This is a genomic window from Streptomyces lavendulae subsp. lavendulae (assembly GCF_002803845.1).
In the GTDB taxonomy this organism is placed as follows: domain Bacteria; phylum Actinomycetota; class Actinomycetes; order Streptomycetales; family Streptomycetaceae; genus Streptomyces; species Streptomyces lavendulae.
Genome location: NZ_CP024985.1, coordinates 7,841,522 through 7,866,334, shown reverse-complemented (window position 1 = coordinate 7,866,334; position 24,813 = coordinate 7,841,522). Strand labels below are relative to the sequence as shown.

Below are 24,813 nucleotides of genomic sequence, written 5' to 3'. Positions count from 1 at the left end.
CGGCGCAGCGGGCGTCACCCGCCGGGCCGTGTCCGCCGCCCGGAGGTGGCGCGCTCACGCCTCCCGGGAGGCGCGGATCGCCTCGACGAGTCCGGTGACGAGGCGGGCGCGCGGCACCATCGCGTCGACCACCAGGTATTCGTGGTCGGCGTGGGCGCCGCCGCCGACCGCCCCCAGCCCGTCGAGGGTGGGCACGCCCAGTGCCGCCGTGAAGTTGCCGTCGCTGCCGCCGCCGACGGCCTTGCCCTCGATGCCCGGCTGGAGGCGCCGGGCCACCTCGAAGAGTTCCGCCGAGGCCGCTTCCGGCATCGGGGGCCGGCCCACGGCGCCGCGGACCGAGATGCGCGCCTCGTCCAGGTGCGGAACCAGCGCGGCGAACGCCGACTCGATCCGCTCCTGCTCGGCGGCCGATTCCACCCGTACGTCGACGATCACGGTCGCTGCCGCCGGAACCACGTTGTCCAGGGTCCCGGCCGAGGCCACGGTCGGCGTCACGGTCGTCCCGGCCTCCGGCCGGTTCAGCCCGTCGATGGCCAGGACCTGGTGTGCCGCCTCGATCAGCGCGTTCACCCCGGCCGCGGGCTCCAGCCCGGCGTGCGAGGCCCGGCCGGTGATGGACACCTGGAAGGTGCCGCACCCCTTGCGGCCGGTCTTGAGTCCCCCGCCGTCGGCCGCGCCCTCGAACACGAGCACCGCGCCGCACGCACGGGCACGCTCCTCGATCAGCGCGCGGGAGGACCCGGAACCGACCTCTTCGTCGGCGGTCACCAGGATCTCCACGCCCGACAGGTCGTCCAGCGCGGCCAGTCCGTGCACGGCCTGCACCAGTCCGCCGAGCATGTCGAAGACGCCGGGGCCCGTGGCACGCCCGTCCGCCACGCGGAACGGCCGCCGCTCCAGCGTGCCCAGCGGGAACACCGTGTCGTGGTGTCCGAGGATGAGCACCCGGGGATCGCCGCCGCCGGACCAGTGCACGTGCGGCCCGGCCTCGCTCTCCACCAGGACGGCCTGCCCGCCCAGCCGGCTCTCGATGACCTCCGCCACCGTCTTGGCCGACGCGCCCAGGGCGTCGAGATCACGCGACGGGGACTCGACCTCGACCAGCGTCCGCAAGTCGTCGAGCATCGAGTCGACCCGCACGTCGACGCTCCTGTGCTTCCTCATGCCCCAAGGATACGTGGCGTGCCCCGGCCGTGCGGACCGGCCCCGACGGGTGTCGCGGCGCCGCCGCGGCCGGGCCACGGGTACCGGGCGGCCCCCCCACAAGTCCGCTCCCCCACACCCGCGTTGGTCCTTCCGGGGCATCGGGTGGCTTTCCGGCAATCGATTCCGATGCCACGGGGCCGACGTGTTGGAGCCGAGGGGCAGCGGGGTCGATCCGCTGGAGGCGGAGGACCCGCGTCGGATCGGCGCGACCCGTCCGAGCGGACCGCCTCCCGGCGTCGGGGCACGGGGTATTAGGATGATGATCGTAGGGCCCGGATACTGCATCCCCCGTCGGTATCCGGGCCCTTCATGTCTTGGCGGGGCCGACGGCCCCGCGGACGGCAGCACGGAGGGCCCCGGGTGAACCCGGGGCCCTCCGTCGTGCGGGCTCGCCCCGCCCCACCCCCGTGGGGGCAGAACGAGCCCGGTCTTGGGGCCCGCTCAGCCGGTGGCGGTGGGCGGGCGCACGGGATCGGGGAGCCTGCGGGCCAGCTGCCCGGCGAGGTCGACGACCGTGCGGTCGGCCAGGTAGGGGCCGATGATCTGGACGGCGAGCGGCAGCCCGGCCGCGGTCCGGCCCGCGGGCATGACCAGGGCCGGGAGCGAGACGTGGCCGGCCAGGTTCAGCCAGGCCGTCTGGTCGAAGTACGGGCGCTTCACACCGTCCACGGTGATGTGCCGGCCCGGGACGGGCGTGTCCGTCTGGTCGTCGACGGCGGCCGTCGGCGCGGCCGGGGTGATCAGGACGTCGTGGGTGGCGAAGTAGTCGGCCCAGCGGCCGCGCAGTTCCTCGCGTTCCTCGTTCGCGCGCAGCCAGTCCCGGTGGCGCATGGTCCGCGAGTGCAGGAAGAGTCCTCGGGGGTCGTCGGCGGGGATCTTGTCGGCGGCGGCGACGTCCTCGGCGAATCCGGCGTCGGGGGCGGTGGCGCTGGCCGTGGCGTACATGAGGCGCTGGAACAGGCGGTCGCTGCCGGCGAGGTCCACCGGGCGGGTGGTGTCGTCGACGGTGGCCCCGGCGGTCCGCAGGAGTGCGGCGACCCGTTCCAGGAGCTCGCGGGTGTCCGTGTCGACGTGGCAGTACGGGTCGTCCTGCCACACGCCGACGCGGTACTGCGCGAGGCGGCCGCGCCGGGGTGCCGGGAGGTCGATCCGCCAGGCCGCGGAGTCGGCCGGGGAGGGGGCGGCGAGGACGTCGAGGAGGAGGCCCAGGTCCTCGGCGTCGCGCGCGATCGGCCCGAGGGTGAGCATGTCGGAGCTGGTGAGCCAGCCGGGCGGGCGCGGGATGTGCCCGCGGGTGGGCACGATGCCGCCGCTGGGCCGCAGCGCGTACACGCCGCAGTAGGCGGCCGGGAGGCGGAGCGATCCCGCGAGGTCGGAGCCGACTTCGAGGCTGGTCAGGCCCGCTGCGACGGCGGCGGCCGGGCCGCCGGAGGAGCCGCCCGCGGTCTTCGTGGCGTCGTGGGGGTTGCGGGTGGTGCCGAAGAGGGGGTTCGAGGTCTGCAGGTCCTGGCACATCACGGGGACGTTCGTCTTGCCGACGATGACGGCGCCGGCGGCGCGCAGCCGCGCCACGGTGTCGGCGTCCCGGTCGGGGACGTGGTCGGAGAGGTCCGGGGAGCCGCAGGTGGTGCGGAGCCCCTTGGTCTCCAGGGCGTCCTTCAGCGTCATGGGCAGGCCGTGGAGGGCGCCGAGGGGTTTGCCGGTCGCGGCGAGGTGGCGGTCGGCCGCGTCGGCCGCCGCACGGGCTCCGTCGGCGTCGAGGGTGACGACGGCGCCGAGGCCCGGGTTGGTCCGGTCGATGTGCGCCAGAGTCTGCTCCAGCAGGGCCCGGCTGGTGACGGTGCGTCGGCGCAGCGCGGCGAGCTGTTCGTGGGCGGGCGCGAGGTGCAGGTCCGCGCGCGGGGGGCGGGCGCCGGCGGCGCGGTTGCGCGCGGCCGCGGGTGTGCCGGCCATCGCCGCCGCCGCGGCGACGGCCGTGCAGGCGACGATCAGGGTGCGGCGGAGGATCACGGGCGGGCTCCTGAGGTGATGCCGCGGGTGTCGGAGGCGTCGCGGCGCTCGGGCGTGGGCGGGGTGAAGTAGGAGGCGACGCGCTGGAGGTGGAGCAGCTCGTCCTCGGTGGTGGCGAGGGGGAGCGTCGCGTCGGCGTACTCGGCGGGTGTGGCGACGGGGTCGTCGGCCCGGTGGCGGACGAGGGCGGCGTGGATCTGGTCGGCGGTGACGGCCGCGACGAGCTCGGCGCCGGTGAGGCCTTCGGCGCGGCGGCGGTCCTCGGCGTGTTCCCGGAGCGTGGGGTCGAGGTAGCGGCGCATCAGTTTCTGGCCCTGGCGGATCTCGACGCGGCGGCGCAGCAGGGGGAAGTGGGCGCTGCGGCCGCGCAGGACGTCCTGGCGCTGGCGGGCGGGTCGGCGCAGGGTGATGCCGGGGTCGGCCTGGTCGAGGGCGGTCCAGAGGGGGGCCAGGCGTCGGTAGCGCAGGTGGGTGGCGCTCCAGTCGAGGGCGCTGGTGGTGCGCCGTGCGACGGTGGGGATGAGGTAGCCGATCTGGGTGAGGGTGGCGCCGATGTCCCCGCAGGCCCAGGCGAATCCGTTGAGGCCGGCGACGCTGAACCCGGTTTCGGCCCCGACCACGGCGGCGATGCGGATGCCGCTGTAGCCGAGGGTGATGACCGCGCCGACGGCGACGAGTCGCAGGCTGAAGGCTATGGACCGGTCGGTGGCGGTGCGGGCGTACTTCCAGCAGGAGAGGGCCAGGTAGATCTCGGCCACGCTGTACATGCCGAAGTAGAGGAGGACGTAGGCCTGGAAGACCGGGTCGTGGGCGTAGTAGAGGGAGAAGTCGGTGGGCCGGGTGGTGGCCGGGGTGAGCAGGGCGAACAGCACGGCCATGGTGGCGATGACGGCCCCGGCCGCGAGGAGCAGGTGGCGGCTGCGGCGGCGTGCCTCGTCGAGCGGCTTGGACCAGTGCGCCAGGACGGTGGCCTGGAGCGCGAGGACGAGCATCACGAAGCCCTGGGCGATGGGCACCACGATGTTGGGGACGCCGAGGAGGCCGTCGATCCGTACCCAGACGGGGGTGAGGGAGACGGCGTAGCTGAGCGCGGAGAAGCCGTAGGTGAAGGCCAGGGCGACGAGCGCCGGGTCGCGGCGGCTGCGCCGCAGGTCGCGGAAGAGGATCAGGAAGCCCGTACCGGCGATGGCCAGGCACAGGGGGTGAAGTACGTCTTTCACGGGTCCCTATTCGGTCAGCGCAGCAGTGTGCGGGCTATGGGGTCGGCTTCCGGGGTGTCCGCGACGCGTACGCGGGTGGTGAGGCGCTCCTGCAGGAGGGAGCCCAGCAGTTCGGCTTCGAACTCCTGCGGCTCGTTGTAGCGGGTCCGGCCGAGGACGAGCTGGACGGTGGCGGGGTCGATGTCGGTGATGAGTCCGCCGAGGTTGCCCGCGGCGAGGGGGGTGTCGCCGCGGTGGCGTCCCAGCATGTGGCCGAACTCGTGGCCGACGATGATCTCGGCGTGGGCGCGGCTGATGGCGGTGTCGTAGAAGACGTAGTCCGTGTCTCCGGTGGCGAGCCACAGGCCGCACGGGGCGGAGGCGTCGAGCGAGTCGGGGTCGGCCGGGTCCGAGGCGAAGGGCATCAGCCTGATCGAGCGGTCGAAGCGTTCTTCCATGAACGGGACGAGGTCCAGGACGCTGTCGACGTCGGGCAGGTCGAGACCGTCCACGAACGCGCGGTTGCGGCGCTCGACCTCGTCGGCCTCGTGGTCGGCCGCGCGCTTACGACGCCTGGGCCACATGGGACTTCCCCTTCCCGTCCGGACGGTGGACGCCGGTCACGGCAGGTCCCTTTCGGGATCGGCGGGCAGACCTTCCTCTTTCCGTACGGCTTCGAGGGCCGCAAGCACCTTGCGCTGACCGGCGGCGGAGACGCCCATGGCGCGCAGGGCGATCTGCTCGACTCCGTTCTCCTTCAGTTTGCGGAGGATCTCGAACTGGGTCGTGATCCTGCGGGTGACCTCGTCCTCGACGAAGTAGGAGGCCTCCACGCCGAAGAAGCGGGCGAGCAGCGGGATCATGGTGATGGTCGGCGTCCGTTTGCCGGCGCGCAGGTAGCTGATGTGGGAGCGGGTGTAACTGTCCTCGCCGTAGGACGAGATGGTGCGGGCGACGTGGGCGTTGGTGTACTCCTCCGCTCCTGGCGGGCGGACCCGGTCGAAGAGGAAGTTGAGGCGGTCGCTGAAGGGGGCCCCGGGGCCCGGAACCGGAACCCGGCCCGATCGCGTCGCGCCCGGTCCGTCGGGACCGCTGTCTGAGTCCACCACTGCGTACCGCTCCCTTTCATCAGGCGTAACTATAGTTGACGCCCGTTGCGCGTAACTATAGTTGACGATCGGGGGTCCGGGTCTGCACAGGGGCGCCGCTCGGAGGTTCACCGGCTTCTGATACCTCTACGGGCCATGAACATGATCACTCGAAGACGAGCCTTCGGCATCGCCGTCGGCGCGGCCGCCGCCGTGGGGCTGACGGCCTGTGACAAGGGGGGCTCCGCCGCCTCCTCCGCGAGCGCCTCCCCGAACGCCGAGGCCTCCGGCCCCGCGCTCTCCATACCCACCGGCGGCATCGACGAGGTGTACGAGGGGCGCCGCATCCAGATCACCCTCGACCCCGGCGCCCACCACGACGGCCAGCACATGCCGGGCATGCCGAACATCAAGATCGACGGCAAAGAGCTGCACCTCATGCGCAATGCCGACAACAGCTGGGTCACCGTCGTCAACCACTACGAGACCTTCGCCGATCCCATCTCGGCCGCCAAGGCCGCCGTACGGGACCTCCAGGGCGCGAACCTGCTCCCCTTCGCCCCGACCGGAGGCACCCCGTGACCGTCCGCAAGAGCCAGTCGAAGCTGACCGCCGAGGAGAAGCGCGCCTTCACCAACGCGCTCCTCGAACTCAAGCGCACCGGCGTCTACGACCGCTACGTGAACGCCCACAACGCCTTCCTGATGAGCGACAGCGACTTCGGCGACCGGGTCGGCCACCGCGCCCCCTCGTTCCTCCCCTGGCACCGCCGCTTCCTGCTCGACTTCGAGGCGGCCCTGCAGAAGGTGGACCCGAAGGTCTCGCTGCCGTACTGGGACTGGACCGTGGACCGTACGCCCTCCTCCTCCCTGTGGGCCGCCGACTTCCTCGGCGGCACCAACCGGGCCCGCGACGGGCAGGTGCTCGACGGGCCCTTCGCGTACGCGGGGGGCAAGTGGGCCATCACGGTCGGCGTGGACGCGCGCACGTACCTGCGGCGCACCCTCGGCGCGGGCGGGGCCCAGCTGCCGACCAAGGACGAGGTCAACTCCGTGCTCGCCATGCCGGTGTACGACTCGGCCCCCTGGAACAGCACCTCGGGCGGGTTCCGCAACCACCTGGAGGGCTGGCGCGGCCCGGGTCTGCACAACAAGGTGCACGTGTGGGTGGGCGGGCACATGGCGAGCGCGGCGTCGCCCAACGACCCGGTGTTCTGGATGCACCACGCCTTCATCGACATGCTGTGGTCCGAGTGGCAGCGCCGGAACCCCAAGTCCGCGTACCTGCCCGCCGCCCCCACGGCGAACGTGGTGGACTTCCACGGCAAGCTGCGGCCGTGGAACGACGTGACCCCGGCGGACCTGATGGACCACCGCAAGTTCTACACCTTCGACACCGAGCGGTAGTGCGCCGCGGGGCGCCGGCGTGGCATTGATCACGCCGCGCCCCGCGGGCCGGGCGGAACCACCCGGAACGAAAACGACTCTTCCTACCCGATTGTAGTTTTGGTGATGTTTGACGGGTTTGGAGTCATCGAGTGAAGTCCCGGTCCACCTTCCTGGCGCCAGTCGCCCTCCTGGCCTCCTCCCTCCTGGCGGCGGGCTGCTCCAGCGGCCCCACGGAGGCCTCGTTCAGCGACAAGGCCCCCGCCAAGGAGTCCAAGGGCGGGCAGAGCGCGGCGCCGCAGGTGCCCTCCAACGTCCAGATGCCGACGAACGTCCGCAAGTGGAACCTCCAGCGCGAGCTGAGTGACGGCACCCAGGTGATGTGGACCACGCTCAAGGGCCCCAAGTCGGGCTTCGAAGGCCGGGTGTGGGCCTGGGTGCCCAAGCAGTACAAGGAGAAGAAGTACGAGAACAGCGCGTTCCCGGTGCTGACGGCGCTGCCGGGCGCCTCCGGCTATCCGACGAACTACTGGTTCGGAGCCGACTTCAAACTCCAGGAGCGGATCGCGCAGCAGGTGGAGGCGGGCAAGTCGCTGCCGTTCATCGTGATGATGCCGGTCCTGAACGCGAAGCTGGACCAGTACTGGGACGGCAGCGACATCCCCGGGCAGCCGAAGATGGGCACCTGGATGTCCGACGACGTACCGGACCTGGCGCGCGAGAACTTCCGCACCTACAAGGACCCCAAGGGGTGGGGCTTCTTCGGCTCCTCCGCGGGCGGTTACGTCGGCATGAAGATGGTCCTGCAGTACCCGGACCGGTTCAGCACGGCGGTCGCGGGCGGGCCCGACACCGCGCCCGATTCGCCGTTCTGGAAGGACCACGAGCCGGAGCGGCTCGCCAACGACCCCGGCCGGCTCGCCGAAGCGCTCGCCAAGAAGGGCGGCCCGAAGGTCCACATCTCCTTCCTCCTCGGCGACAAGGAGGAAGGGGCGAAGGTGAAGGCCTTCAAGGAGAAGATCGGCAAGGGCCCCATCGAGACGGACCTGCACATCATCCCCAACGCCGGGCACGACGGCTACAAGTACGCCGACGGCCTCTTCCAGGGCCCCCTGGAGTGGATCAGCAAGCGCATGATCGGCCCGGTCCCCAGCGCCTGATCCCGCGCGGCGGCCCTCAGGGCGCGCCGTCGCCCGTCGCGGACGCGGACGGCAGGGCGGCGGTGCGACGGGGCCGCCGCTGCCACCAGTGGCGGCGGCGCGGGTGGACCGCCCGGCTCGCACGGCGGCCGAGGAGGAGGTAGCCGAGGAGCGCCCCGACGGTGTTGAGGACGACGTCGTCGACGTCGAAGGCCCGGCCCGTCACCAGCGCGCCCTGGACGAGCTCGACGAGCGTCATCACGACGGCGGTCACGAGGCCCACGCGCAGCAGACCGCGGGTCCGGGGCAGCAGGACGGGCAACAGCACCCCGAACGGTACGCCGAGCAGGAGGTTCCCGCCGAGCTGCACGGCGGCCTCCCGGACCGGCGCGGCGTCGAGGTAGGCCCGGATCGACGCGCCCGGACGGACGTTGCCGTGCACGAGGCCGGCCGAGGCCGCGGACGGTTCGAGGGTGACCCGGGCCAGGGCGACGGCGAACAGGACGGTGCCGGCGAACGCGGCCGCCACCGCCAGTGCGCGGACGAGCGGACGGGCGGGCGCGGGGTGGGCCCACGACGGGTCCGGGGACGCGGGCGACGGAGACGCGGGCGGCGGGGACGCGGGCGGGGGCGGCGGGGCGGCGGCCTTCCGCGCTCCGCGGCGCCACGCGTGGCGCCGCCGGGCGGCGGCGGCCTTCTTCGGCACGTCCACGGGTCCACTCCCTCCGGTCCGTTCCGCTTCCCGCGGGGCGGGCCGCCCCGGGACCGCGCGTGTACCCCGCCGCGGGGCGTCCACACGCTCCTCCCGCCTCGGACGGCGCGGCTCCACGGCGCCGGGACCGCGACGGATCAGGACCGGACGGCCGGAGTTCGACGGAGACGACGAGGCAGACGACCAGGTGCGGCTGCGGCTGAGCTGCGGCCGGGGGCCGAGCGGCGGCCCGGGGTGGTCGTGGGCGCGGGCCCCGGACACGCCCTGGGGCGGGCGCTGCGCCGTGCCGCGCTGGAGCTGCCCGCTGCGCGGAGCGCGCGCCGGGACGCGTACGGGGGCGGGCACCCGCAGGCCCGTCACTGGTGGTCCGTCCTCACCCGCCGCCTCGGGGTACGGGCGGAACTGACCGTGGCCGGGCTCGATCCGGCCGGCACGGCGTACCTGGCCGAGGTGCGCGCGGCAGACCGGGACACTGGAGCGGACGAGCCGTCACATCACCTAGCCCGCAGGCGGGTTGTGCCCGCTCGCGACGGCGGGCGTGTATCCGGCTCCCTGGGAGGACGAGGGCTGGCCCGCGGGCTGGTGGGCCCGGGGCGCCGGCTGCGAAGCCGGCCTGCACGCCACCCTGCTCGGCCTGACGGGCCACCGGCGGATAGGCTTCGGCGCATGTCGGAACCGGTGCAGCTCCTCATCCACATCACCACCCTGCCGGGCCGCGGCCCGGAGCAGATCGCCGCGTTCGAGCGCCTCGCGCCGGTGGTGCGGGCCGAATAGGGGTGTCTGCGCTACGACATGCACCAGGTGAGCGGTGAACCGGAACGCTTCGTCCTCATCGAGCGGTGGTCCTCGCAGGAGGCCCTGGCCGCCCACGACGCCACCCCGCACATGATCGAGGCGGACGCGGCGAGCCCGGCGTTCCGGGCCGGCCCCGCGCAGGTCCTGCGTCTCGCGGCCGAGCCCCTGGCCTGACGGCACCCGGGGAGCGGAAGCAGTGCACGTGATCCGCGGGGCCGTACGGCGTGAGCACCTGGGGAGCTCGGACCGGACCACGTCCTGGTGGACGGGGACGGACTCCGAGCCCGCGGACGGCGGGCCGCCCGGGGTTCAGCCGCCGAAGCCGGTCAGCTGATCGCCCAGGAGGCTGCGGCGGTACAGGACGTGCCGCCCGTCGCGCGCCCGGGTCACGAGGCCGGTCGCGTACAGCACCCGCAGGTGCTGCGACACCGCACTCGGGGTGACCCCGGTGCGGCGGGCGATCTCGACCGTGGGCAGCGGCGCGTCGAGCAGGCCCAGCAGCCTGGTCCGGGACGCGCCGAGCAGGGAGACGAGGGCGGAGGCGTCGGGGAGGGGCGCGGGGGCCCACAGGGTCGCCAGCCCGCGGCTCGGGTACGACATCATGGGCGCCTCGTCCGCGCCGACCGGCGGTGCGGGTTTGTGCGCGAACACGGACGGTACGAGCAGCAGTCCCCGCCCGGAGGCCCGGGCGTGGTACCGGCCGACCATCCGGGAGATGTGGAGCACGCCGTCGTGCCAGCGCAGGTTCGGGTGCATGTCGGCGAACAGCAGGCGGGCTCCCCCCACGGCCAGTTGCCGCGCCCGGTACGTCATGTCGGCCTCCAGCAGCAGCCGCATCCGCGGCCACATCGGCTCGACGGCGACCTCCCAGTACCTCCGCAGAAGGTCGCACAGGTCGTCACGGAGTCCGAGGACGGACGCGTCGTCGGCGGTGTCGGCGGCGCGCAGCGCGTCGGGGAGCGGGTCGGGGGCGTGCGTGGCCAACAGGTCGCGCCGGACCGTTGCGGGGTCCGTCCGGCCCACGACGGCCAGTTCGTCCTCGAAGGCCGGCTCGAAGCACGTGGGGCGCGGCGTGAGGAAGTCGGGCAGCGTGCGGCGCACCGCGACCAGGGACATCAGCAGGCCGGTGTCCAGCCCGCCGAGCCGGCCGAGGACGGACCGGCGCCACGGGAGGTGCAGGGCGGACAGGCCCGGGTCGCGCAGCACCCGGAGGCTGAGCACGGTCTCGTGCAGGGGCGAGATCGCGAACCGCGTGTCCGCGAGGTCCTCGACCCCCAGTTCGTAACTGATCATCAAGCCATACGCTACATCGATTGGCGGGGAGCCCCGCGTGCCGTGGACTTCCCCCCATGACAACTCCGACTCCCGCACGGGAACCGGCGATCGTCACCCGGGGGTCCGCCGCGCCGCGGCCCACGGGCGACGGGAGCACCCTGGGTCCCCGTACGGTGCTGCTCCTGGCCCTGACCTGCGCCGTCGGCGTGGGCAACGTCTACTTCCCGCAGGCGGTCACCCCGCTCGTCGCCGCCGGGTTCGCCGCGACGCCCGGTGCCTCGGCGCTGGTGGTGACCGCCACGCAGATCGGTTACACGGCCGGGATCCTCCTGCTGGTGCCGCTCGGCGACCGGATCCCGTACCGGCCCTTCATCGTCACCCTGCTCCTGCTCTCCGGGCTCGGCCTCCTCGCCGCGGGGTGCGCCCCCGCCCTGCCGGCCCTGGTCGCGGCCTCCGCGTGCGTCGGGGTCACCACGGTGGCCGCCCAGCTGATCGCCCCGCTGGCGGCGGGGATGGTGGCCCCCGACCGCCGCGGAGCGGTGATGGGCACGCTGCTGAGCGGGTCGATCGGCGGGATGCTGCTGGCCCGGACGTTCAGCGGCACGCTCGGCGAACGGCTGGGCTGGCGCGCCCCGTACCTGGTGGCCGCGGTCGTGGTGCTGCTGCTCGCCCTCGTCCTCGTCCGCGCCCTGCCGGTCACGGCCCCGCCGCCGCCCCGGCCGTACCGGGAGCTGCTGGCGGAGTGCCTGCGCCTGTTGCGCACCGAGCCCGAACTGCGCCGTTCCTGCCTCTACCAGGCGACCGTCTTCGGCGGTTTCTCGGCCGTCTGGACCTGTGTGGCCCTGCTCCTCGCCGGTCCCGCGTACGGGCTGGGCGGCCAGGCGGTGGGCATGCTGGCCCTGGTCGGGGCGGTGACCATGGCCTGTACTCCGCTCGCCGGGCGCGTGGTGGACCGCAGGGGGTCCGATCCCGTGAACCTGGTCTGCCTGCTCGGGGTCCTCCTCGCGGCCGCGGTCCTCGTGCCGGGCGCTCTGGGCGGGACGGCGGGGGCGGTCGCGCTGGTCGTGGGCACACTGCTGCTGGACGTCGCGATGCAGTGCGGCACGGTCGCCAACCAGGCCCGGGTCTTCGCCCTGCGTCCCGATGGCCGCAGCAGGCTCAACACCGCCTACATGACCTGCGCCTATCTGGGCGGCAGCGTCGGCTCGTGGGCCGGGGTGCGGATCCACGACCGGGCCGGCTGGCCGGGCGTGTGCGCGCTGGTGGCCTTCCTCGCCGCCCTCTCCCTCGCCCGCCACCTGGCGGCGTCGCGCGGGCACGGGCGGAGGTTCCCGGCCGTGCCCGCTTCCCCCGCGGCTATTCGACGGTCGCCCAGTCCAGGGTCCGCGCGACCGCCTTCTTCCAGCCCTCGTAGCCTTCGGCCCGCTTCTCCTCGGACCACTGGGGCTCCCACCTCTTGGACTCCTGCCAGTGCGTGCGCAGCTCGTCCGTGTCCCGCCAGAATCCGGTGGCCAGCCCCGCCGCGTAGGCGGCGCCGAGGGCCGTGGTCTCGGCGACGACGGGGCGGCTGACGGGTACCCCGAGGACGTCCGCCTGGATCTGCATGCACAGGTCGTTGGCCGTGACTCCGCCGTCGACCTTGAGCACGTCCAGGTGGACCCCGGAGTCCTGTTCCATGGCCTCCACGACGTCGCGGCTCTGGTAGCAGATGGCTTCCAGGGTGGCGCGCGCCAGGTGCCCGCTGTCGTTGTAGCGGGCGAGGCCGACGATGGCACCGCGGGCGTCGGAGCGCCAGTAGGGTGCGAACAGGCCCGAGAAGGCCGGCACGAAGTACATGCCTCCGTTGTCCTCGACCGTGCGGGCCAGGCGTTCGCTCTCCGCCGCATCGGTGATGATCTTCATCTGGTCGCGCAGCCACTGCACCGCCGAGCCGGTGACGGCGATGGAGCCCTCCAGGGCGTACACCGCGGGCTCGTCGCCGAACCGGTAGGCGACGGTGGTGAGCAGGCCGTGCTGGGAACGGACCAGCTCGGTGCCCGTGTTGAGCACGAGGAAGTTGCCGGTGCCGTAGGTGTTCTTGGCCTCGCCCGGTGCGTAGCAGACCTGCCCGACGGTGGCCGCCTGCTGGTCGCCGAGCACGCCTGCGATCGGGATCGCCGCCCGCAGCGGGCGGGAGGTGCGCGTGACGCCGAAGGCGGTGGGGTGCGAGGAGGAGTGGATGGTGGGGAGCATCGCGCGCGGGATCCCGAAGAACCCGAGCAGTTCGTCGTCCCAGTCCAGGCTCTCCAGGTCCATCAGCATGGTCCGGCTGGCGTTGGTGACGTCGGTGGCGTGGATGCCTCCGTCGGGGCCTCCGGTGAGGTTCCACAGGACCCAGCAGTCGGTGTTGCCGAAGATCGCGTGCCCTTGTTCGGCGGCCTCGCGGACGCCGTCCACGTTCTCCAGGATCCACTGGATCTTCCCGCCGGAGAAGTAGGTGGCCGGCGGCAGTCCGGCCTTGCGCCGGATAACGTCGCCCTGGCCCGACCGGTCGAGCGCGGCCGCGATCGAGTCGGTGCGGGTGTCCTGCCAGACGATGGCGTTGTAGTAGGGGCGGCCGTTGCGGGGGTCCCAGACGACGGTCGTCTCGCGCTGGTTGGTGATGCCGATGGCCGCCAGGTCGGCCGGGGAGAGGTTTCCGTGCCGGAGCGCGTTCTGGATCACCGAGTTGGTGCGCTCCCATATCTCCACCGGGTCGTGCTCGACCCATCCCGACTGGGGAAGGATCTGCGCGTGCTCCAGCTGGTGCTTCGCGACCTCGTTGCCCGCATGATCGAAGATCATGAACCGGGTGCTCGTGGTGCCTTGGTCCACTGCGCCGACGAAGTCCGCCATGATGATGCCGCCTCTCTTCGGGGGAGAGCCCGTCCCGCGCCGGGGCGGTGTCGCCGCCCCGCCGCGGGATGACGCAGGGCTGCGGGTCAGGGCTCGGGGGTCGGGACTCGGCCCGCGGGCTCGGGCTCGGCGGTCGGCAGGAACCGGCCGATGAGGAGCTTGTACAGGCCCGCGCCGAGCAGGCCTCCGATCAGCGGCCCGATGATGGGCACCCAGAAGTAGAAGTTCCCGTACTGATCTCGCCAGGCCCCTCCGTAGCCCGTGAGGAAGCTGGCGAGCCGCGGACCGAAGTCACGGGCCGGGTTGATCGCGTACCCCGCGTTCGTACCCCAGGCCATGCCGATCGCGACGACGATGAGGCCGACGATGAACGGCGCCAGGTTGGCACCGGGCGGGGTGCCGAGCAGGTCCGTGACCGCGAAGATCAGCAGCAGCAGGATCGCCGTGCCGATGATCTGGTCCCGGAACGCGCCCCATTCGGTGACCGGCAGGTTCGGGTTGCCGTTCGCCGGGAGCGTGGAGAAGACACCCTGCGTCTTGATGGTGTGGCCTGGGTCGTACGTGCCGAGCGCCTCGGTGTAGTTCCACCGCACGATGAGGGCGGCCACGAACGCGCCGGCCGTCTGCGCCACCACGTACGGGGCCACCCTGCGCCACGGGAATCCCTTGAAGGTCGCCAGCGCGACGGTGACCGCGGGATTGAGGTGGGCGCCGCTCAGGCGTGCCGCGACGTACACGCCGAGGGTGACGCCGAGGCCCCACGCCCACGCGATGCTGTCGTGGTTGCCGAGGCCGCCGGGCGGAGTGGTGAGTCCGCCGCCCGCGACCACTTGGGCCACGACGCCGCAGCCGAAGAGGATGAGGACCATCGTGCCGGCGAATTCGGCGGACACCTCGCCCACCAGCCCCGATGCCTTGAGACGATCAACCATGTGAGCCTGCTTCCTTGCCGGCGGAGACCGGCTGTCACATCGGCCCGTCGGTGCCGCCGCCAGACGCGGGGCGCCGGCGATCGAACTCGTGCGGAGACTCGGCGCCCGTCGTGGCACACGCATGGTGCGCGGGGACGGACGGTGGGAAGAATCTCCGCACATGCCGCATACCCGGTTGTATCGATCTAATCACTTGATCAGCGGGGCTGCTCCTTGTGACCCCCACGGGCAGCGCGGGGGTTGACACCCCAAAAGTGTGAGTGATTGAGTACTCACATGCAACCGGAACGCCAACGCCAGCTGTCCACCGCGGAAGAACGCCGCGAGACGGTGCTGCGCACCGCCATCGGAGCGTTCGCCGCGCGCGGATACTTCGGCACCACGACCACGGAGGTCGCCAAGGCCGCCGGGATCTCGCAGGCGTACGTCTACCGCCTCTTCACCGACAAGGAAGCTCTGTTCGTGGCCGTGGTGGAGCACTGCTTCGTACGGGTGCGGGCCAGCCTGGAGGCCGGCGCGGCCGGTGCGCGGGGCAGCTCGCCGGAGGCCGTACTCTCCGCGATGGGCGACGCCTACGCCCATCTGATCAGCGACAAGGACCTGATGCTGGTCCAGCTGCACGCACAGGCCGCCACGGTCTCCGAGCCCGCCGTCCGCGAGGCCGTGCGGGCCGGTTACGCCCGCACGGTCGAGTACGTAAGGGGGGCCTCCGGCGGCGACGACCGCCAGGTCCAGGAGTTCTTCGCCGTCGGGATGCTCTGCCACCTGGTGGTGTCGATGGACGCCGGGGCGGTCGACGCGCCCTGGACCCGCACCCTGACCGCCGGCATCCGGCACTACTGACAGCCCGCTCCCCCGGACGGCGGCCCGCCGGAAGCCGGGTCGCCGTTCTCGCGGCTCCAAGAGTGAGTGGTTAACCACACATACACAGAAGGAGTGTCACCCGTCATGAGCACCGAGCGCACCGCACAGCCCGAGCACACCCCCTTCGTGACGATCGACGAGAGCGCGCCGGCCGTCGTACGGCTGTCGACCACCGTCCACGCCCCGCTCGACACCGTCTGGCGGCTGCACACCGACGTCGACGCCTGGCCCGACTGGAACCCGGACGTCACGCGGGCCGCCCTGGACGGTCCCCTCGCCCCCGGGGCCACCTTCCGCTGGCTCACCCACGGGCTCGACATCACCTCCACCGTCCTGCAGTTGGTCCCCGGCGCCCGCATCGTCTGGGGCGGTCCGGCCCAGGGGATCGAGGGTGTGCACGTGTGGACCTTCGAGGAGGCGGACGGCGCCGTCACGGTCCGCACGCAGGAGTCCTGGTCCGGGGCGCCCGTGGAGGCCTCGCCCGAGCTGCTGGAACAGGCCCTCCGCGACTCGCTGGAGCAGTGGCTCGCCCGGCTGAAGGAGCGTGCCGAGCGCGGGTGACCACACCCCGCACGCCGCCCCGTCCCGCCACACCTCCGTTCCGTACCGCCACCCCACCGTCGAGATCCGAGGTCCTCACGATGACCAGCAAGCCCTACCTGACCGGCCACTACACCCCCGTCGCCGACGAGGTCACCGCCACCGAGCTCACCGTCGAGGGCGCTCTGCCGCCCGAGCTGACCGGCCGGCTGATCCGCAACGGGCACAACCCCAAGCCCGGGATCACGCCCACCCATTGGTTCAAGGGCAGCGGCATGGTCCACGGGATCCGGCTGCGCGAGGGCCGCGCCGAGTGGTACCGCAACCGCTGGGTGCACACCCCCGCCCTCGACGGCGCCCCCTACATGACCGAACAGGGCCCCGACCTGACCGCCAGCACCGCCGGCACCCACGTCATCGAACACGCCGGACGCCTGCTCGCCCTCTGCGAGGCCAACCTCCCCTTCGAGCTCACACCCGAACTGGAGACCGTCGGCGCGTACGACTTCGGCGGCAGGCTGCGCAGCGCCATGACCGCGCACCCCAAGGAGGACCCGCAGACCGGTGAGCTCCACTTCTTCTCCTCCTCCCCCTTCCCCCCGTACCTGATCCACCACGTGGCCTCGGCCGACGGGCAGGTCCTGGACAGCCAGGAGGTACCGGGCGCCACCGCCGCCCTCAAGCACGACTTCGCCCTCACCGAGCACCACGTGGTCTTCCTGGAGGGATCGGTCACCTTCGACCCCTCCGAGCACTCCGGCATCCCGTACGGCTGGAGCGACGCGCAGCCCTCCCGGATCGGCGTCCTGCCGCGCGGCGCGGGCGGCGCGGGGCGGGTCCGCTGGTACGAGATCGGCCAGGGCTTCGCCATGCACCTCGCCAACGCCTACGAGGACGCCCGCGGACGGATCGTCATCGAGGGCCCGTCCGTGGGCCGCGACGGCTGGCGGCGCTCCTGGAACTGGTGGGTCGGCGCCCCGGACCGCGGCGCCGAGCCCACCTCCGGGTCCCGGGGCAGGCGCTGGACCGTGGACCCGGCGACCGGACGGACCGGGGAGGAGGAGAGCGACGACCTCACGGTCGAGTTCCCGACGATCAACGAGGCGTTCACCGGGCGCGAGCACCGCTACCAGTACGCGCTCGCCTTCCCCGACGACCGGGGCGTCGGCCGGCACACCCTCGTGAAGTACGACCGCGTCACGGGCGAGCGCCGGCTGCGGCCGTTCGGGGCCGGGCAGCTCCCCAGCGAGGCCGTGTTCGTCCCGGCGGCCGGCGCCACCGAGGAGGACGCCGGTTACCTCCTGACGGTGGTCGGCGACCTGGACGCCGGTGCCTCACGGCTGCTCGTCCTGGACGCCGGGGATCCGGCCCTGGCGCCGGTGGCCACGGTCCACCTGCCGCGCCGGGTGCCCGCCATGATCCACGGCTCGTGGATCCCGGACGCGGCCCTCACCGGGCCCGGTCAGCGGGCCGGGCGCTGAGGGGATTCGGCGGGACCGGTGGACGGCGGGGCGGCCCCGTCGAGGAGGGCCTCGTCCATGTCGAGGCCCTCCAGTCCGGGGAACCGGTAGGGGTCGAGCGCCCAGCGCGGCGTCCGCGACGACAGTGCGTACGTGGGCTGCGTGTCCATCGGACCTCCGATGTCGTGACCGAACGTGAGGACTCCTGAGGACTCGTCACTCCGTGCGCCCGGTTGCGGGCCGCGCTCCGTCCCACCCGGACGCACCCAACGGCATCTCGTCGGACCATGACACGACCCGCTCACCCTTCGGGCTGCCGGGTCGGGCCGGGGTCCTCGCCGACGGGCGGCTCGACCGCCGCCGGGTCGAGGATGCGGTCGAGGAAGTTCCTGGTCCGCTCGTGCGCCGGGCGGGTGATCACCTGCGCCGCCGGACCCTGTTCGACGATCACTCCCCCGTCCATGAACACGACGCGGTCCGCGACCTCGCGGGCGAAGCTCATCTCGTGGGTGACGACCATCATCGTCATGCCCTCGCCCGCCAGCAGCCGCATCACCGAGAGCACCTCGCCGACGAGTTCGGGGTCGAGCGCCGAGGTCGGCTCGTCGAAGAGCATCACCTCCGGCCCCATCGACAGGGCCCGGGCGATCGCCACGCGCTGCTGCTGTCCGCCGGACAGCTGGGCCGGGAAGGCTCCCGCCTTGTCGGCGAGACCGACCCGGTCGAGGTTCTCCCGGGCGACCTCGGCCGCCCGCGCCTTGTCCCGGCCCAGCACCCGCCGCTGCGGCAGCGTGAGGTTCCCGGTGACGTCCACGTGCGGGAAGAGGTTGAACTGCTGGAAGACCATCCCGATGCGGCGGCGGACGGCGTCGATGTCGACGTCGGGGTCGGTGAGCTCGGTACCGCCGACGTGGACGGTGCCCCGGCTCGGTTCCTCCAGCAGGTTCACGCAGCGCAGCAGGGTCGACTTGCCGGAGCCGGACGGGCCGATGACGCAGACGACCTCGCCCGGGGCGACGTCCAGGTCGATGCCGCGCAGGACGTGGTTGTCGCCGAAGGACTTGTGCAGGTCGCGGATCTCGATCTCCGGGCGGCCCGCCGGCGTCGCGTCCGCAGGCGTCGCGTCCGCAGGTGGTGTCTGCTGTGGCATGTCGTCCTCACGTGGCCTTGTCCGCGCGGGCTTCCAGGCGGCGCACCACGAAGCTCAGCGGCACGGTCACCAGGAGGTAGCACAGGCCCGCGACCAGGATCGGGGTGGAGTTGGCGGTCTCGCTGGCGAGGTCCCGGCCGAATTTCGTCAGTTCCCGCTGCTCCAGCGTCACTCCGAGGAAGAGCACCAGGGAGGAGTCCTTGAAGAGCAGGACCAGTTCGTTGGTGAGGGGCGGGATCACGATGCGGAAGGCCTGCGGGATGATCACCGAGGCCATGGCGCGGGCGTGCGAGAAGCCCAGCGAACGGGCCGCCTCCATCTGCCCTTTGGGTACGGCCTGGATGCCGGCCCGAATCGTTTCCGCCATGTAGGCGGCGGCCACCAGCCCGAGGCCGAGCGCGACCTTGCCGTAGATGCCGCCGGGGATCTCGGCGCCGGGGAAGGCGAGCGGGACCGCCACGCCCACGAAGATGAAGATGAGCAGCGCGGGCAGGCCCCGGAACAGTTCGATGTAGACGCCGGCGACCCACCGGTAGGGGGTCACCGAGGAGAGCCTCATCATGGCGACGACCAGGCCGAGCACGAGGCCGAAGAGGAATCCGGAGAAGGTGTACACCACCGTGTTGCGCAGGGCGATGGTGATGATGTCCGGGAAGAGGCGCGCGGCCAGGTCGGGCTGCGCGAACTGGTTGGCCAGCCGGTCCCAGTCGGCGAGCACGACCACCAGGACCAGCACGGCCACGAAGACGGCGTACTGGATCGCCTGCCAGACCCGGCGCCGCTGGCGCCGGGTCAGCCGTGAGGTCACGAGGCGGCCTGGGGCAGCGGGCCGATCCACTGTTCGTAGAGCTTCTTGTAGGTGCCGTCGGCCTTGGCGGTGGTGATCGCCTTGTCGATCGCCGCGAGGAGGGCGGCGTTGCCCTTCTTCACCGAGAAGCCGTACTTCTCCCCGGTGTCGATGTTCTGCCCCAGGACGAACTCGGCCGCGTTCGCCTTGTCCTTGAGCCAGCCCTGGACGACCGGGTAGTCGATCACGACCGCGTCGACCTGGCCGGTGCGCAGTCCGTTGAGCACCGCGTCCGAGCTCTCGAAGGAGATCGGGTTGAAGCCCTGCGCCTTGGCGTAGCTCTCCCCGGTGGTCTCCGCCTGCGCGCCCAGTTTCCCGCCCTTGGCCTTGAGCTCGGCGAGCGTCGTGACACCGCTCTTCTTGCTCGCGAGGAGGGCCTGGGTCGCGTCGAAGTAGGGGACGGAGAAGTCCACGTTCTTCTTGCGTTCGTCGGTGATCGTCATGCCGGCCGCGGCGAGGTCGCACTGGCCGGAGTTCAGGAAGGCCCCGGTCTTGAAGTTTTCGAACGGGGTGTCGAGGATCTTCTGTTCGACCTTGAGGTTGCGGGCGACGAGGTCGATCAGGGCCACGTCGAAGCCGACCACCTTGCCGTTCTGCTCGAACTGGAAGGGCGGGTAGGGCAGGTGGGTGCAGGTGGTCAGCTTGCCCTTCTCCACGACCGGGACGCCTCCGGCCGCCTCCCCCGGGCCGCTGCCGCCGGAGGAGCAACCCGCGGCGAGGAAGGCGGTCGCCGCCGTGGCGGCGAGCGCGGCCGTGGCGCGGATACGGGGACCTCTGCGCCGACTGCGGTGTCCTGCGGCCGTCCGGAACACGGTTGACCTCCACGGATGCGGGGTGGGAACGGTCACGGGAGGGACCGTCCGTCGAGATCGTAAGCCCGGGTCGGTACGGGACGGCGGAGCCGGCGTGACACGGCGCAGACGTGGCCGGACATCACCCTCCGGCGGCCGGACGGCACCCCTTGCGCCCCGCCGCCCGATCGGCCGCGGCTCAGCGCTGCGGGCAGGTCTTCCAGGCGAAGTGGTACTTGGTGTTGATGCTGCCGTCGGTCGAGTCCATCGTCAGGAAGCTGGTGGTGTTGGCCGTGTCGGAGGTGCCGGCCTGCGCGAGCAGCTCGGTGTTGATGTTGAGGTTCCGCTTCGCCCCGCACGGGTGGTAGACGAGGGCCTCGATCGCGACCTGGTCGGAGACCTGCCAGTTGTCCTGGTAGTGGCCGCGCAGGGTGTGGCTTCGGCGGGCGGTCTCGGACATGCCCTGGAAGTAGTAGCTGGCCCGCTGCTCGCCGCTCGCGCCGGGCGCCAGGCTGGCGAAGCCCCGGTAGTCCGCCTGGGTGATGGCGAAGGTGTAGCCCTGGGGAACGTTCACCCGCAGGCCGAGCTGGCAGTTCTTGCGGAAGTCGGTCGCCTTGGTGTCCTTGCCGACCTGCGCCGTGTACTCGCTGTAGGCCACGGTGAAGGCGGTGTTGTCGGGGGAGACCGCGACGGTGGCGCTGCCGGGCCGGCAGCCGGAGCCGTTGACCTGGACCACGTCGATGGTGATCTTCTCGGGGGGTGCGAGGGCCGGGGCGGTGACGGCCCCTGCGGACGGCGCGAGGGCGGAGGCGGCGAGGGCCGCGGCCGCGCCGGCGATGAACACCGTTCTGAACATGGGAAGTCCTTCCGATCGCTGCTCTGCGTGACCGGCTCGAACCGTTCCACACCGCCCGCGACCGCCGACGTAGGCGCGGCACGCACGGCCTCCGGGGCGGCGGCGTGTCCCCCCGGACGGCCGAGTCGGCCGGGCCGCCTGCCGCCGGCACCTACGGCACCAGGACGACCTTGCCGAGGTTGCGGCGCGCTTCGATGACGGCGTGGGCGCGGGCCGCCTCGGCGAGCGGGATCTCCTCGTGGACGGCGGGGCGCAGGGTGCCCGCCGCGTGCAGCTCCCAGAGCTCGCGCCGCCACCGGTCGTGGAGTTCGGGCTTGCCGAAGGCGATCGCCCTCATCTGGAAGCCGATCATCGAGGCGCCGCGGACGAGGAGCTCGTAGGCCTCGACCGTGCCGCCACCCGATCCGTACGCCACGATGCGGCCGCCGGTGGCGAGGGCGCGGACGGCGGGGGCGAGCAGGTCGCCGCCGACCCCGTCGAGGACCACGTCGTACGGGGCTCCCCAGTCGGCGTCCTCGTACAGCACGACCCGGTCCGCGCCCAGGCCGCGGACGAAGCCGGCCTTGTCGGCGCTGCTGACGGCGGCGACGACGCGCCCGGCGCCGGCGGCCCTGGCGTACTGGAGGGCGAGGCCGCCCACCGCCCCCGCCGCGGCGGTGACGAGGACCGACTCGCCGGGCTCGACGCGGGCGGCCCCGTAGGCGCCGCGGGCCACGAGGCCGCTGCGCAGCAGCGCCACGGCCTGCACCGCGCTCGCCGCGTCGGGGACGTGGGAGGCCAGTGCGGCGCCCAGGACCGCGAACTCGGCGTAGGCATCGGTGAAGCACAGCCCGGTGACGCGGTCCCCGACGGCGAATCCGCTCACCCCGGGGCCCGTGGCGACGACCTCGCCGGCGACCTCGCCGCCGAAGGAGACGGGCCCGTCATCGTCCCTGACCTTGCGCACGGTGGGCAGCGTCACGCCGATGGCCTCGGCCCGGACCAGCAGTTCGCCGGGGCCCGCGACGGGCCGGTCGACGTGTTCGGCGAACAGCACTTCCGGGCCGCCGTTGACCTCGTGACGAATGCGCAGCACAGGACCCCCCCGATCCGGATTCATTGGATGCCCCAACGATAACCGGGTAATCGTGGGGAAGTCCAACGACCTTCGTTAGGCTGACCCCATGACGTCCCCCCTCGCACACATCCGGTCCCTGCCGACCTGGCTCGTCGGCCGCGTCGCGACCCGCGGCCGGGGGCTGGTCGCCGACGCGCTCTCCGCCGAGGGACTGGGCCTCATGCACCACGCGGTGCTGGCCGCGACCGCCGAGTACGGGCCCGTCGCCCAGGCCGACCTGTGCCGCCTGCTGGCGGTCGACCCGAAGGACATGGTGGGCCTCCTCAACCACCTCCAGCAGAGCGGATTCGTCCTGCGCACGCCCGACCCCGCCGACCGCCGCAAGAACGCCGTCACGGTCACCCCGGAAGGCGGGGCGGTCCTCGCCCGCTGCGCGCGGCTCGCCGGGGCGGCCAACGCGCAGCTGCTCGCTCCGCTGGACCCGGACGAACAGCGGCAGCTGATCGCCCTGCTGACGCGGCTCCACGAGGCGCCGTAGCCCGGCGAGTCGGGTCGCGCCGCGCCGCGCCGCCGTCAACACCCCGGCATCCGCGGCCCGTTGCGTTGTAGGCTCGCCGCATGATCGAGATTCGTCGCGCGGGCCCGGCCGACGGTGCCGTGCTCGGTGAGATCCACGCCGCGGCCTGGGAGGCCGTCTACGCCCCCCTCTTCGCCCCCGATTTCGCCGCACGGGCGGTGGAGGACCGGCGTCACCGCTGGCACGCGCGGGTCGGCGGGGGTGCCGAGACGGTTCTGCTCGCCTCGGTCGACGGCCGCCCGCTGGCCCTGAGCTTCTTCGCCCCCTCCCCCGGCCGGCCCGGCCTCGCCGAGATCTTCTCGGTCTACGGCCACCCCGACGGCTGGGGCAGCGGGGTCGCCGTCGCCCTGATGGACGCGACCCTGGCCCGGCTGCGCGAGAACGGGTTCGCCCGGACGCACCTGTGGACCCTGCGCGGGACGCCGCAGTCGCGCCGCTTCTACGCCAAGTGCGGCTTCACCGAGACCGGCGCCTCGCGCGCCCACGACTTCGGCGACGGCAACCCCCTCGACCAGGTCGAGTACGAACGGGCCTGCTGACACCCGCCGCACCCCTGACGCCCCCTGTGTCCCCACCTCCCGGCACCTGTGAAAGAGTGCCGGAAGAGGCGAACCCCCAGGTCAGGAAGGCCACACCCGATGAGCACAGCCGAGCAGCCCGATCACGCGGCGGCCGTCGCCGCGCAGACCGCACGCTTCGTGGACCTGGTCCGCGGCGCCGATCTGACGGCCCCCGTGCCCACCTGTCCGGGCTGGACCCTCGCCGACCTGGTCCGGCACTGCGGGGGCGTGCACCGCTGGTTCTCCGCACTGCTGCTCAAGAAGGTGCAGGAACGCCCGACGAGCCGTGACGTGGACCTGCGCCTTCCCGAGCGCGAGGAGGACTACGCCGACTGGCTGGCCGCCGGCGGCGCCGCGGCGGCCGAGGTGTTCGCCGCGACCGACCCCGACGCACCCATGTGGGTCTGGGGAGCCGACGGCCACGCCCGGTTCTGGATCCGCCGGATGCTGTTCGAGACCCTGGTCCACCGCGTCGACGCGGAGCGCGCCCTGGGGCTCGCTTCCTCGATCGACGCCCCGCTCGCACGGGACGGCGTCGACGAGTTCCTCGTCAACCTGCCCTACGCCACCCCGTTCGCGCCCGGGGTGGCCCAGCTGCGGGGAACGGACCAGACGATCCGATTCCGGTGCACCGACACGGACGGCTCGTGGCTGGTCCGCCTGCGGCCCGACGGCTTCGGCCTCGTCGCGGACGGGACCGGGGACGTGACCGGGGACGGCCACGAGGCCGGAGCCGAGGCCGACGCGACCGTCGGCGCGCCCGCCGCCGATCTGCTGCTGGTCCTCTACGGCCGCACCCCGCGCACCGCGCCGGGCGTGGAGAGCGCCGGGAACGCGGCCCTGCTCGACCTCTGGTTCGCCCACTCGGCGTTCTGACGCGGACCGGGCCGGACCGGCTACCCTCCCGCCGGGCCCTGCGGGAGGGCCCGGGCCAGCCCCGGATAGTCCAGCACCAGGCCGTCCCCGTCGAACTCGACGTCGCTGCGGAAGTCACCGGACTCGTACCGGATCCGCGCCCCCCGCCCGGCGGGGCCCAGGGGCGTGTACGACTGCCGGCTCGCGGTGACCTCCAGGCCGGGCACCGAGACCCAGGCCATCAGGAAGGTGTGCCCGCCGCCCGCCGGGCTCCGGTGCAGGCCGTGCCGGAGCACCGGCATCGTGTTGGTGAGCGGGCACAGGCCCAGGTCGCAGTCGAGCGCGCCGTCGAGGTCGGGGCGGTGCTCGCCGTCGACGCTCCAGCGGCCCGCGTCGTGGCGCAGGTCCAGGGTCCTGCGCCCGGCCCCGGTCTCGACCGTGACGCGCAGCGCCGTGGTCACGTACGCGTCGCCGGTATCCAGGGCGTACGTGACCCAGTACGGTTCGGGCTCCAGCCCCACGGCCCGCCCCCGTGCCGTGAGGGAGCGGTCCGTGAGGCCGGCCCAAGCCGTCGAGTATCCCCCGCCGGGGAGGATTTCCCAGGTGCGTGCCAGGTGGTGCCCGTTCATGGGAACGAGCCT

The 24,813-nt window shown here is 72.8% G+C and carries 26 protein-coding genes and 1 pseudogene; 11 read left to right on the top strand and 16 right to left on the bottom strand.

What is annotated here, in order from left to right; all coding sequences use genetic code 11:
* Positions 1-54 precede the first annotated feature (54 nt).
* The 5 genes from SLAV_RS35250 to SLAV_RS35230 form a co-directional block, all read right to left on the bottom strand.
* Positions 55-1,164: a M20 family metallopeptidase gene (locus SLAV_RS35250; RefSeq protein ID WP_030230154.1), complete on the bottom strand. Its 1,110-nt coding sequence runs from the start codon at positions 1,162-1,164 to the stop codon at positions 55-57.
* Between the two features lie 483 nt (positions 1,165-1,647).
* Complete coding sequence (locus SLAV_RS35245; RefSeq protein WP_030230151.1) at positions 1,648-3,216, bottom strand: amidase; 1,569 nt, start codon at positions 3,214-3,216, stop codon at positions 1,648-1,650.
* On the bottom strand, positions 3,213-4,436 hold the full coding sequence (locus SLAV_RS35240; protein ID WP_030230148.1) for an MAB_1171c family putative transporter: 1,224 nt from the start codon (positions 4,434-4,436) through the stop codon (positions 3,213-3,215). Before SLAV_RS35240 ends, SLAV_RS35245 begins: the two co-directional genes overlap by 4 nt.
* A gap of 14 nt (positions 4,437-4,450) precedes the next feature.
* A complete protein-coding gene (locus SLAV_RS35235) occupies positions 4,451-4,999 on the bottom strand; it encodes a hypothetical protein (RefSeq protein WP_234333615.1) in 549 nt (182 codons plus the stop codon).
* 36 nt (positions 5,000-5,035) lie between these two features.
* Positions 5,036-5,524: a helix-turn-helix domain-containing protein gene (locus SLAV_RS35230; RefSeq protein ID WP_051840969.1), complete on the bottom strand. Its 489-nt coding sequence runs from the start codon at positions 5,522-5,524 to the stop codon at positions 5,036-5,038.
* Positions 5,525-5,659: 135 nt separating this feature from the next.
* On the opposite strand from SLAV_RS35230, the gene melC1 reads away from it, so the two are divergent.
* From melC1 to SLAV_RS35215, 3 genes are all read left to right on the top strand, one after another.
* Positions 5,660-6,085 carry an apotyrosinase chaperone MelC1 gene (gene melC1 / locus SLAV_RS35225; RefSeq protein WP_030230141.1) on the top strand — a complete coding sequence of 142 codons (426 nt, stop codon included), beginning with the start codon at positions 5,660-5,662 and terminating at the stop codon, positions 6,083-6,085.
* A complete protein-coding gene (melC2, locus tag SLAV_RS35220) occupies positions 6,082-6,909 on the top strand; it encodes a tyrosinase MelC2 (RefSeq protein WP_030230139.1) in 828 nt (275 codons plus the stop codon). Before melC1 ends, melC2 begins: the two co-directional genes overlap by 4 nt.
* Before the next feature lie 131 nt (positions 6,910-7,040).
* Entirely contained in the window at positions 7,041-8,048 is a 1,008-nt protein-coding gene (locus tag SLAV_RS35215) for an alpha/beta hydrolase (protein WP_051840968.1), read from the top strand.
* 16 nt (positions 8,049-8,064) lie between these two features.
* Here SLAV_RS35215 and SLAV_RS35210 read toward each other — a convergent pair whose 3' ends face one another.
* On the bottom strand, positions 8,065-8,739 hold the full coding sequence (locus tag SLAV_RS35210; protein WP_234333613.1) for a VanZ family protein: 675 nt from the start codon (positions 8,737-8,739) through the stop codon (positions 8,065-8,067).
* Between the two features lie 780 nt (positions 8,740-9,519).
* Here SLAV_RS35210 and SLAV_RS41870 point away from each other — a divergent pair.
* Positions 9,520-9,708 carry a putative quinol monooxygenase gene (locus SLAV_RS41870; protein ID WP_267884264.1) on the top strand — a complete coding sequence of 63 codons (189 nt, stop codon included), beginning with the start codon at positions 9,520-9,522 and terminating at the stop codon, positions 9,706-9,708.
* A 135-nt stretch (positions 9,709-9,843) separates the two neighbouring features.
* On the opposite strand, the gene SLAV_RS35200 is transcribed toward SLAV_RS41870, so the two are convergent.
* Positions 9,844-10,827, bottom strand: a complete 984-nt coding sequence (locus SLAV_RS35200; RefSeq protein WP_030230132.1) for an ArsR/SmtB family transcription factor — start codon at positions 10,825-10,827, stop codon at positions 9,844-9,846.
* Between the two features lie 56 nt (positions 10,828-10,883).
* Between SLAV_RS35200 and SLAV_RS35195 the strand changes: the two are divergent.
* Positions 10,884-11,858, top strand: a pseudogene (locus SLAV_RS35195) (MFS transporter); the annotation flags it as partial.
* Between the two features lie 307 nt (positions 11,859-12,165).
* Here the strand turns inward: SLAV_RS35195 and glpK are convergent.
* Complete coding sequence (glpK, locus tag SLAV_RS35190; RefSeq protein WP_030230126.1) at positions 12,166-13,683, bottom strand: glycerol kinase GlpK; 1,518 nt, start codon at positions 13,681-13,683, stop codon at positions 12,166-12,168.
* A gap of 86 nt (positions 13,684-13,769) precedes the next feature.
* Positions 13,770-14,615 carry an MIP/aquaporin family protein gene (locus SLAV_RS35185; protein WP_030230123.1) on the bottom strand — a complete coding sequence of 282 codons (846 nt, stop codon included), beginning with the start codon at positions 14,613-14,615 and terminating at the stop codon, positions 13,770-13,772.
* A 276-nt stretch (positions 14,616-14,891) separates the two neighbouring features.
* Here SLAV_RS35185 and SLAV_RS35180 point away from each other — a divergent pair, with 276 nt between their 5' ends.
* The 3 genes from SLAV_RS35180 (at position 14,892) to SLAV_RS35170 (ending at position 17,500) form a co-directional block, all read left to right on the top strand.
* Positions 14,892-15,458 (top strand): TetR/AcrR family transcriptional regulator, encoded by a 567-nt coding sequence (locus SLAV_RS35180; RefSeq protein ID WP_100661131.1) that lies wholly within the window; start codon positions 14,892-14,894, stop codon positions 15,456-15,458.
* Positions 15,459-15,563: 105 nt separating this feature from the next.
* The gene (locus tag SLAV_RS35175; protein ID WP_051840959.1) at positions 15,564-16,040 is read left to right on the top strand and encodes an SRPBCC family protein; all 477 of its coding nucleotides are present in this window, start codon (positions 15,564-15,566) and stop codon (positions 16,038-16,040) included.
* Positions 16,041-16,120: 80 nt separating this feature from the next.
* Positions 16,121-17,500 carry a carotenoid oxygenase family protein gene (locus tag SLAV_RS35170; RefSeq protein WP_100661130.1) on the top strand — a complete coding sequence of 460 codons (1,380 nt, stop codon included), beginning with the start codon at positions 16,121-16,123 and terminating at the stop codon, positions 17,498-17,500.
* Here SLAV_RS35170 and SLAV_RS41220 read toward each other — a convergent pair.
* The 6 genes from SLAV_RS41220 to SLAV_RS35145 form a co-directional block, all read right to left on the bottom strand.
* Positions 17,482-17,649, bottom strand: a complete 168-nt coding sequence (locus tag SLAV_RS41220; protein WP_158740672.1) for a hypothetical protein — start codon at positions 17,647-17,649, stop codon at positions 17,482-17,484. The two genes, SLAV_RS35170 and SLAV_RS41220, sit on opposite strands and share 19 nt — an antisense overlap.
* A 131-nt stretch (positions 17,650-17,780) precedes the next feature.
* Positions 17,781-18,629, bottom strand: a complete 849-nt coding sequence (locus SLAV_RS35165) for an amino acid ABC transporter ATP-binding protein (protein WP_051840953.1) — start codon at positions 18,627-18,629, stop codon at positions 17,781-17,783.
* Between the two features lie 7 nt (positions 18,630-18,636).
* A complete protein-coding gene (locus tag SLAV_RS35160; protein WP_030230113.1) occupies positions 18,637-19,437 on the bottom strand; it encodes an amino acid ABC transporter permease in 801 nt (266 codons plus the stop codon).
* On the bottom strand, positions 19,434-20,288 hold the full coding sequence (locus SLAV_RS35155; protein ID WP_078950339.1) for an ABC transporter substrate-binding protein: 855 nt from the start codon (positions 20,286-20,288) through the stop codon (positions 19,434-19,436). Before SLAV_RS35155 ends, SLAV_RS35160 begins: the two co-directional genes overlap by 4 nt.
* Positions 20,289-20,466: 178 nt before the next feature.
* Positions 20,467-21,123, bottom strand: coding sequence for a DUF4360 domain-containing protein (locus SLAV_RS35150; RefSeq protein WP_030230101.1), 657 nt, complete (start codon positions 21,121-21,123; stop codon positions 20,467-20,469).
* A 151-nt stretch (positions 21,124-21,274) separates the two neighbouring features.
* Positions 21,275-22,198, bottom strand: a complete 924-nt coding sequence (locus tag SLAV_RS35145) for a quinone oxidoreductase family protein (protein ID WP_030230099.1) — start codon at positions 22,196-22,198, stop codon at positions 21,275-21,277.
* A gap of 88 nt (positions 22,199-22,286) precedes the next feature.
* On the opposite strand from SLAV_RS35145, the gene SLAV_RS35140 reads away from it, so the two are divergent.
* The 3 genes from SLAV_RS35140 to SLAV_RS35130 all read left to right on the top strand — a co-directional run bounded on the left by SLAV_RS35140 (position 22,287) and on the right by SLAV_RS35130 (position 24,193).
* Positions 22,287-22,718 (top strand): MarR family winged helix-turn-helix transcriptional regulator, encoded by a 432-nt coding sequence (locus tag SLAV_RS35140; RefSeq protein ID WP_030230097.1) that lies wholly within the window; start codon positions 22,287-22,289, stop codon positions 22,716-22,718.
* An 80-nt stretch (positions 22,719-22,798) separates the two neighbouring features.
* Positions 22,799-23,296, top strand: a complete 498-nt coding sequence (locus SLAV_RS35135; protein ID WP_030230095.1) for a GNAT family N-acetyltransferase — start codon at positions 22,799-22,801, stop codon at positions 23,294-23,296.
* A gap of 99 nt (positions 23,297-23,395) precedes the next feature.
* Positions 23,396-24,193: a maleylpyruvate isomerase family mycothiol-dependent enzyme gene (locus tag SLAV_RS35130; protein ID WP_030230093.1), complete on the top strand. Its 798-nt coding sequence runs from the start codon at positions 23,396-23,398 to the stop codon at positions 24,191-24,193.
* A gap of 20 nt (positions 24,194-24,213) precedes the next feature.
* On the opposite strand, the gene SLAV_RS35125 is transcribed toward SLAV_RS35130, so the two are convergent.
* Positions 24,214-24,801: a putative glycolipid-binding domain-containing protein gene (locus tag SLAV_RS35125; protein WP_030230091.1), complete on the bottom strand. Its 588-nt coding sequence runs from the start codon at positions 24,799-24,801 to the stop codon at positions 24,214-24,216.
* Positions 24,802-24,813: the final 12 nt, after the last annotated feature.

What these genes read in the sequence shown, in the direction of transcription:
- SLAV_RS35250 (WP_030230154.1), bottom strand. Translation starts at nt 1,164, where the DNA reads ATGAGGAAGCACAGGAGCGTCGACGTGCGGGTCGACTCGATGCTCGAC.
- SLAV_RS35235 (WP_234333615.1), bottom strand. Translation starts at nt 4,999, where the DNA reads ATGTGGCCCAGGCGTCGTAAGCGCGCGGCCGACCACGAGGCCGACGAG.
- melC1 (WP_030230141.1), top strand. Translation starts at nt 5,660, where the DNA reads ATGAACATGATCACTCGAAGACGAGCCTTCGGCATCGCCGTCGGCGCG.
- SLAV_RS35200 (WP_030230132.1), bottom strand. Translation starts at nt 10,827, where the DNA reads ATGATCAGTTACGAACTGGGGGTCGAGGACCTCGCGGACACGCGGTTC.
- glpK (WP_030230126.1), bottom strand. Translation starts at nt 13,683, where the DNA reads ATGGCGGACTTCGTCGGCGCAGTGGACCAAGGCACCACGAGCACCCGG.
- SLAV_RS35185 (WP_030230123.1), bottom strand. Translation starts at nt 14,615, where the DNA reads ATGGTTGATCGTCTCAAGGCATCGGGGCTGGTGGGCGAGGTGTCCGCC.
- SLAV_RS35180 (WP_100661131.1), top strand. Translation starts at nt 14,892, where the DNA reads ATGCAACCGGAACGCCAACGCCAGCTGTCCACCGCGGAAGAACGCCGC.
- SLAV_RS35175 (WP_051840959.1), top strand. Translation starts at nt 15,564, where the DNA reads ATGAGCACCGAGCGCACCGCACAGCCCGAGCACACCCCCTTCGTGACG.
- SLAV_RS35170 (WP_100661130.1), top strand. Translation starts at nt 16,121, where the DNA reads ATGACCAGCAAGCCCTACCTGACCGGCCACTACACCCCCGTCGCCGAC.
- SLAV_RS41220 (WP_158740672.1), bottom strand. Translation starts at nt 17,649, where the DNA reads ATGGACACGCAGCCCACGTACGCACTGTCGTCGCGGACGCCGCGCTGG.
- SLAV_RS35165 (WP_051840953.1), bottom strand. Translation starts at nt 18,629, where the DNA reads ATGCCACAGCAGACACCACCTGCGGACGCGACGCCTGCGGACGCGACG.
- SLAV_RS35150 (WP_030230101.1), bottom strand. Translation starts at nt 21,123, where the DNA reads ATGTTCAGAACGGTGTTCATCGCCGGCGCGGCCGCGGCCCTCGCCGCC.
- SLAV_RS35140 (WP_030230097.1), top strand. Translation starts at nt 22,287, where the DNA reads ATGACGTCCCCCCTCGCACACATCCGGTCCCTGCCGACCTGGCTCGTC.
- SLAV_RS35135 (WP_030230095.1), top strand. Translation starts at nt 22,799, where the DNA reads ATGATCGAGATTCGTCGCGCGGGCCCGGCCGACGGTGCCGTGCTCGGT.
- SLAV_RS35130 (WP_030230093.1), top strand. Translation starts at nt 23,396, where the DNA reads ATGAGCACAGCCGAGCAGCCCGATCACGCGGCGGCCGTCGCCGCGCAG.
- SLAV_RS35125 (WP_030230091.1), bottom strand. Translation starts at nt 24,801, where the DNA reads ATGAACGGGCACCACCTGGCACGCACCTGGGAAATCCTCCCCGGCGGG.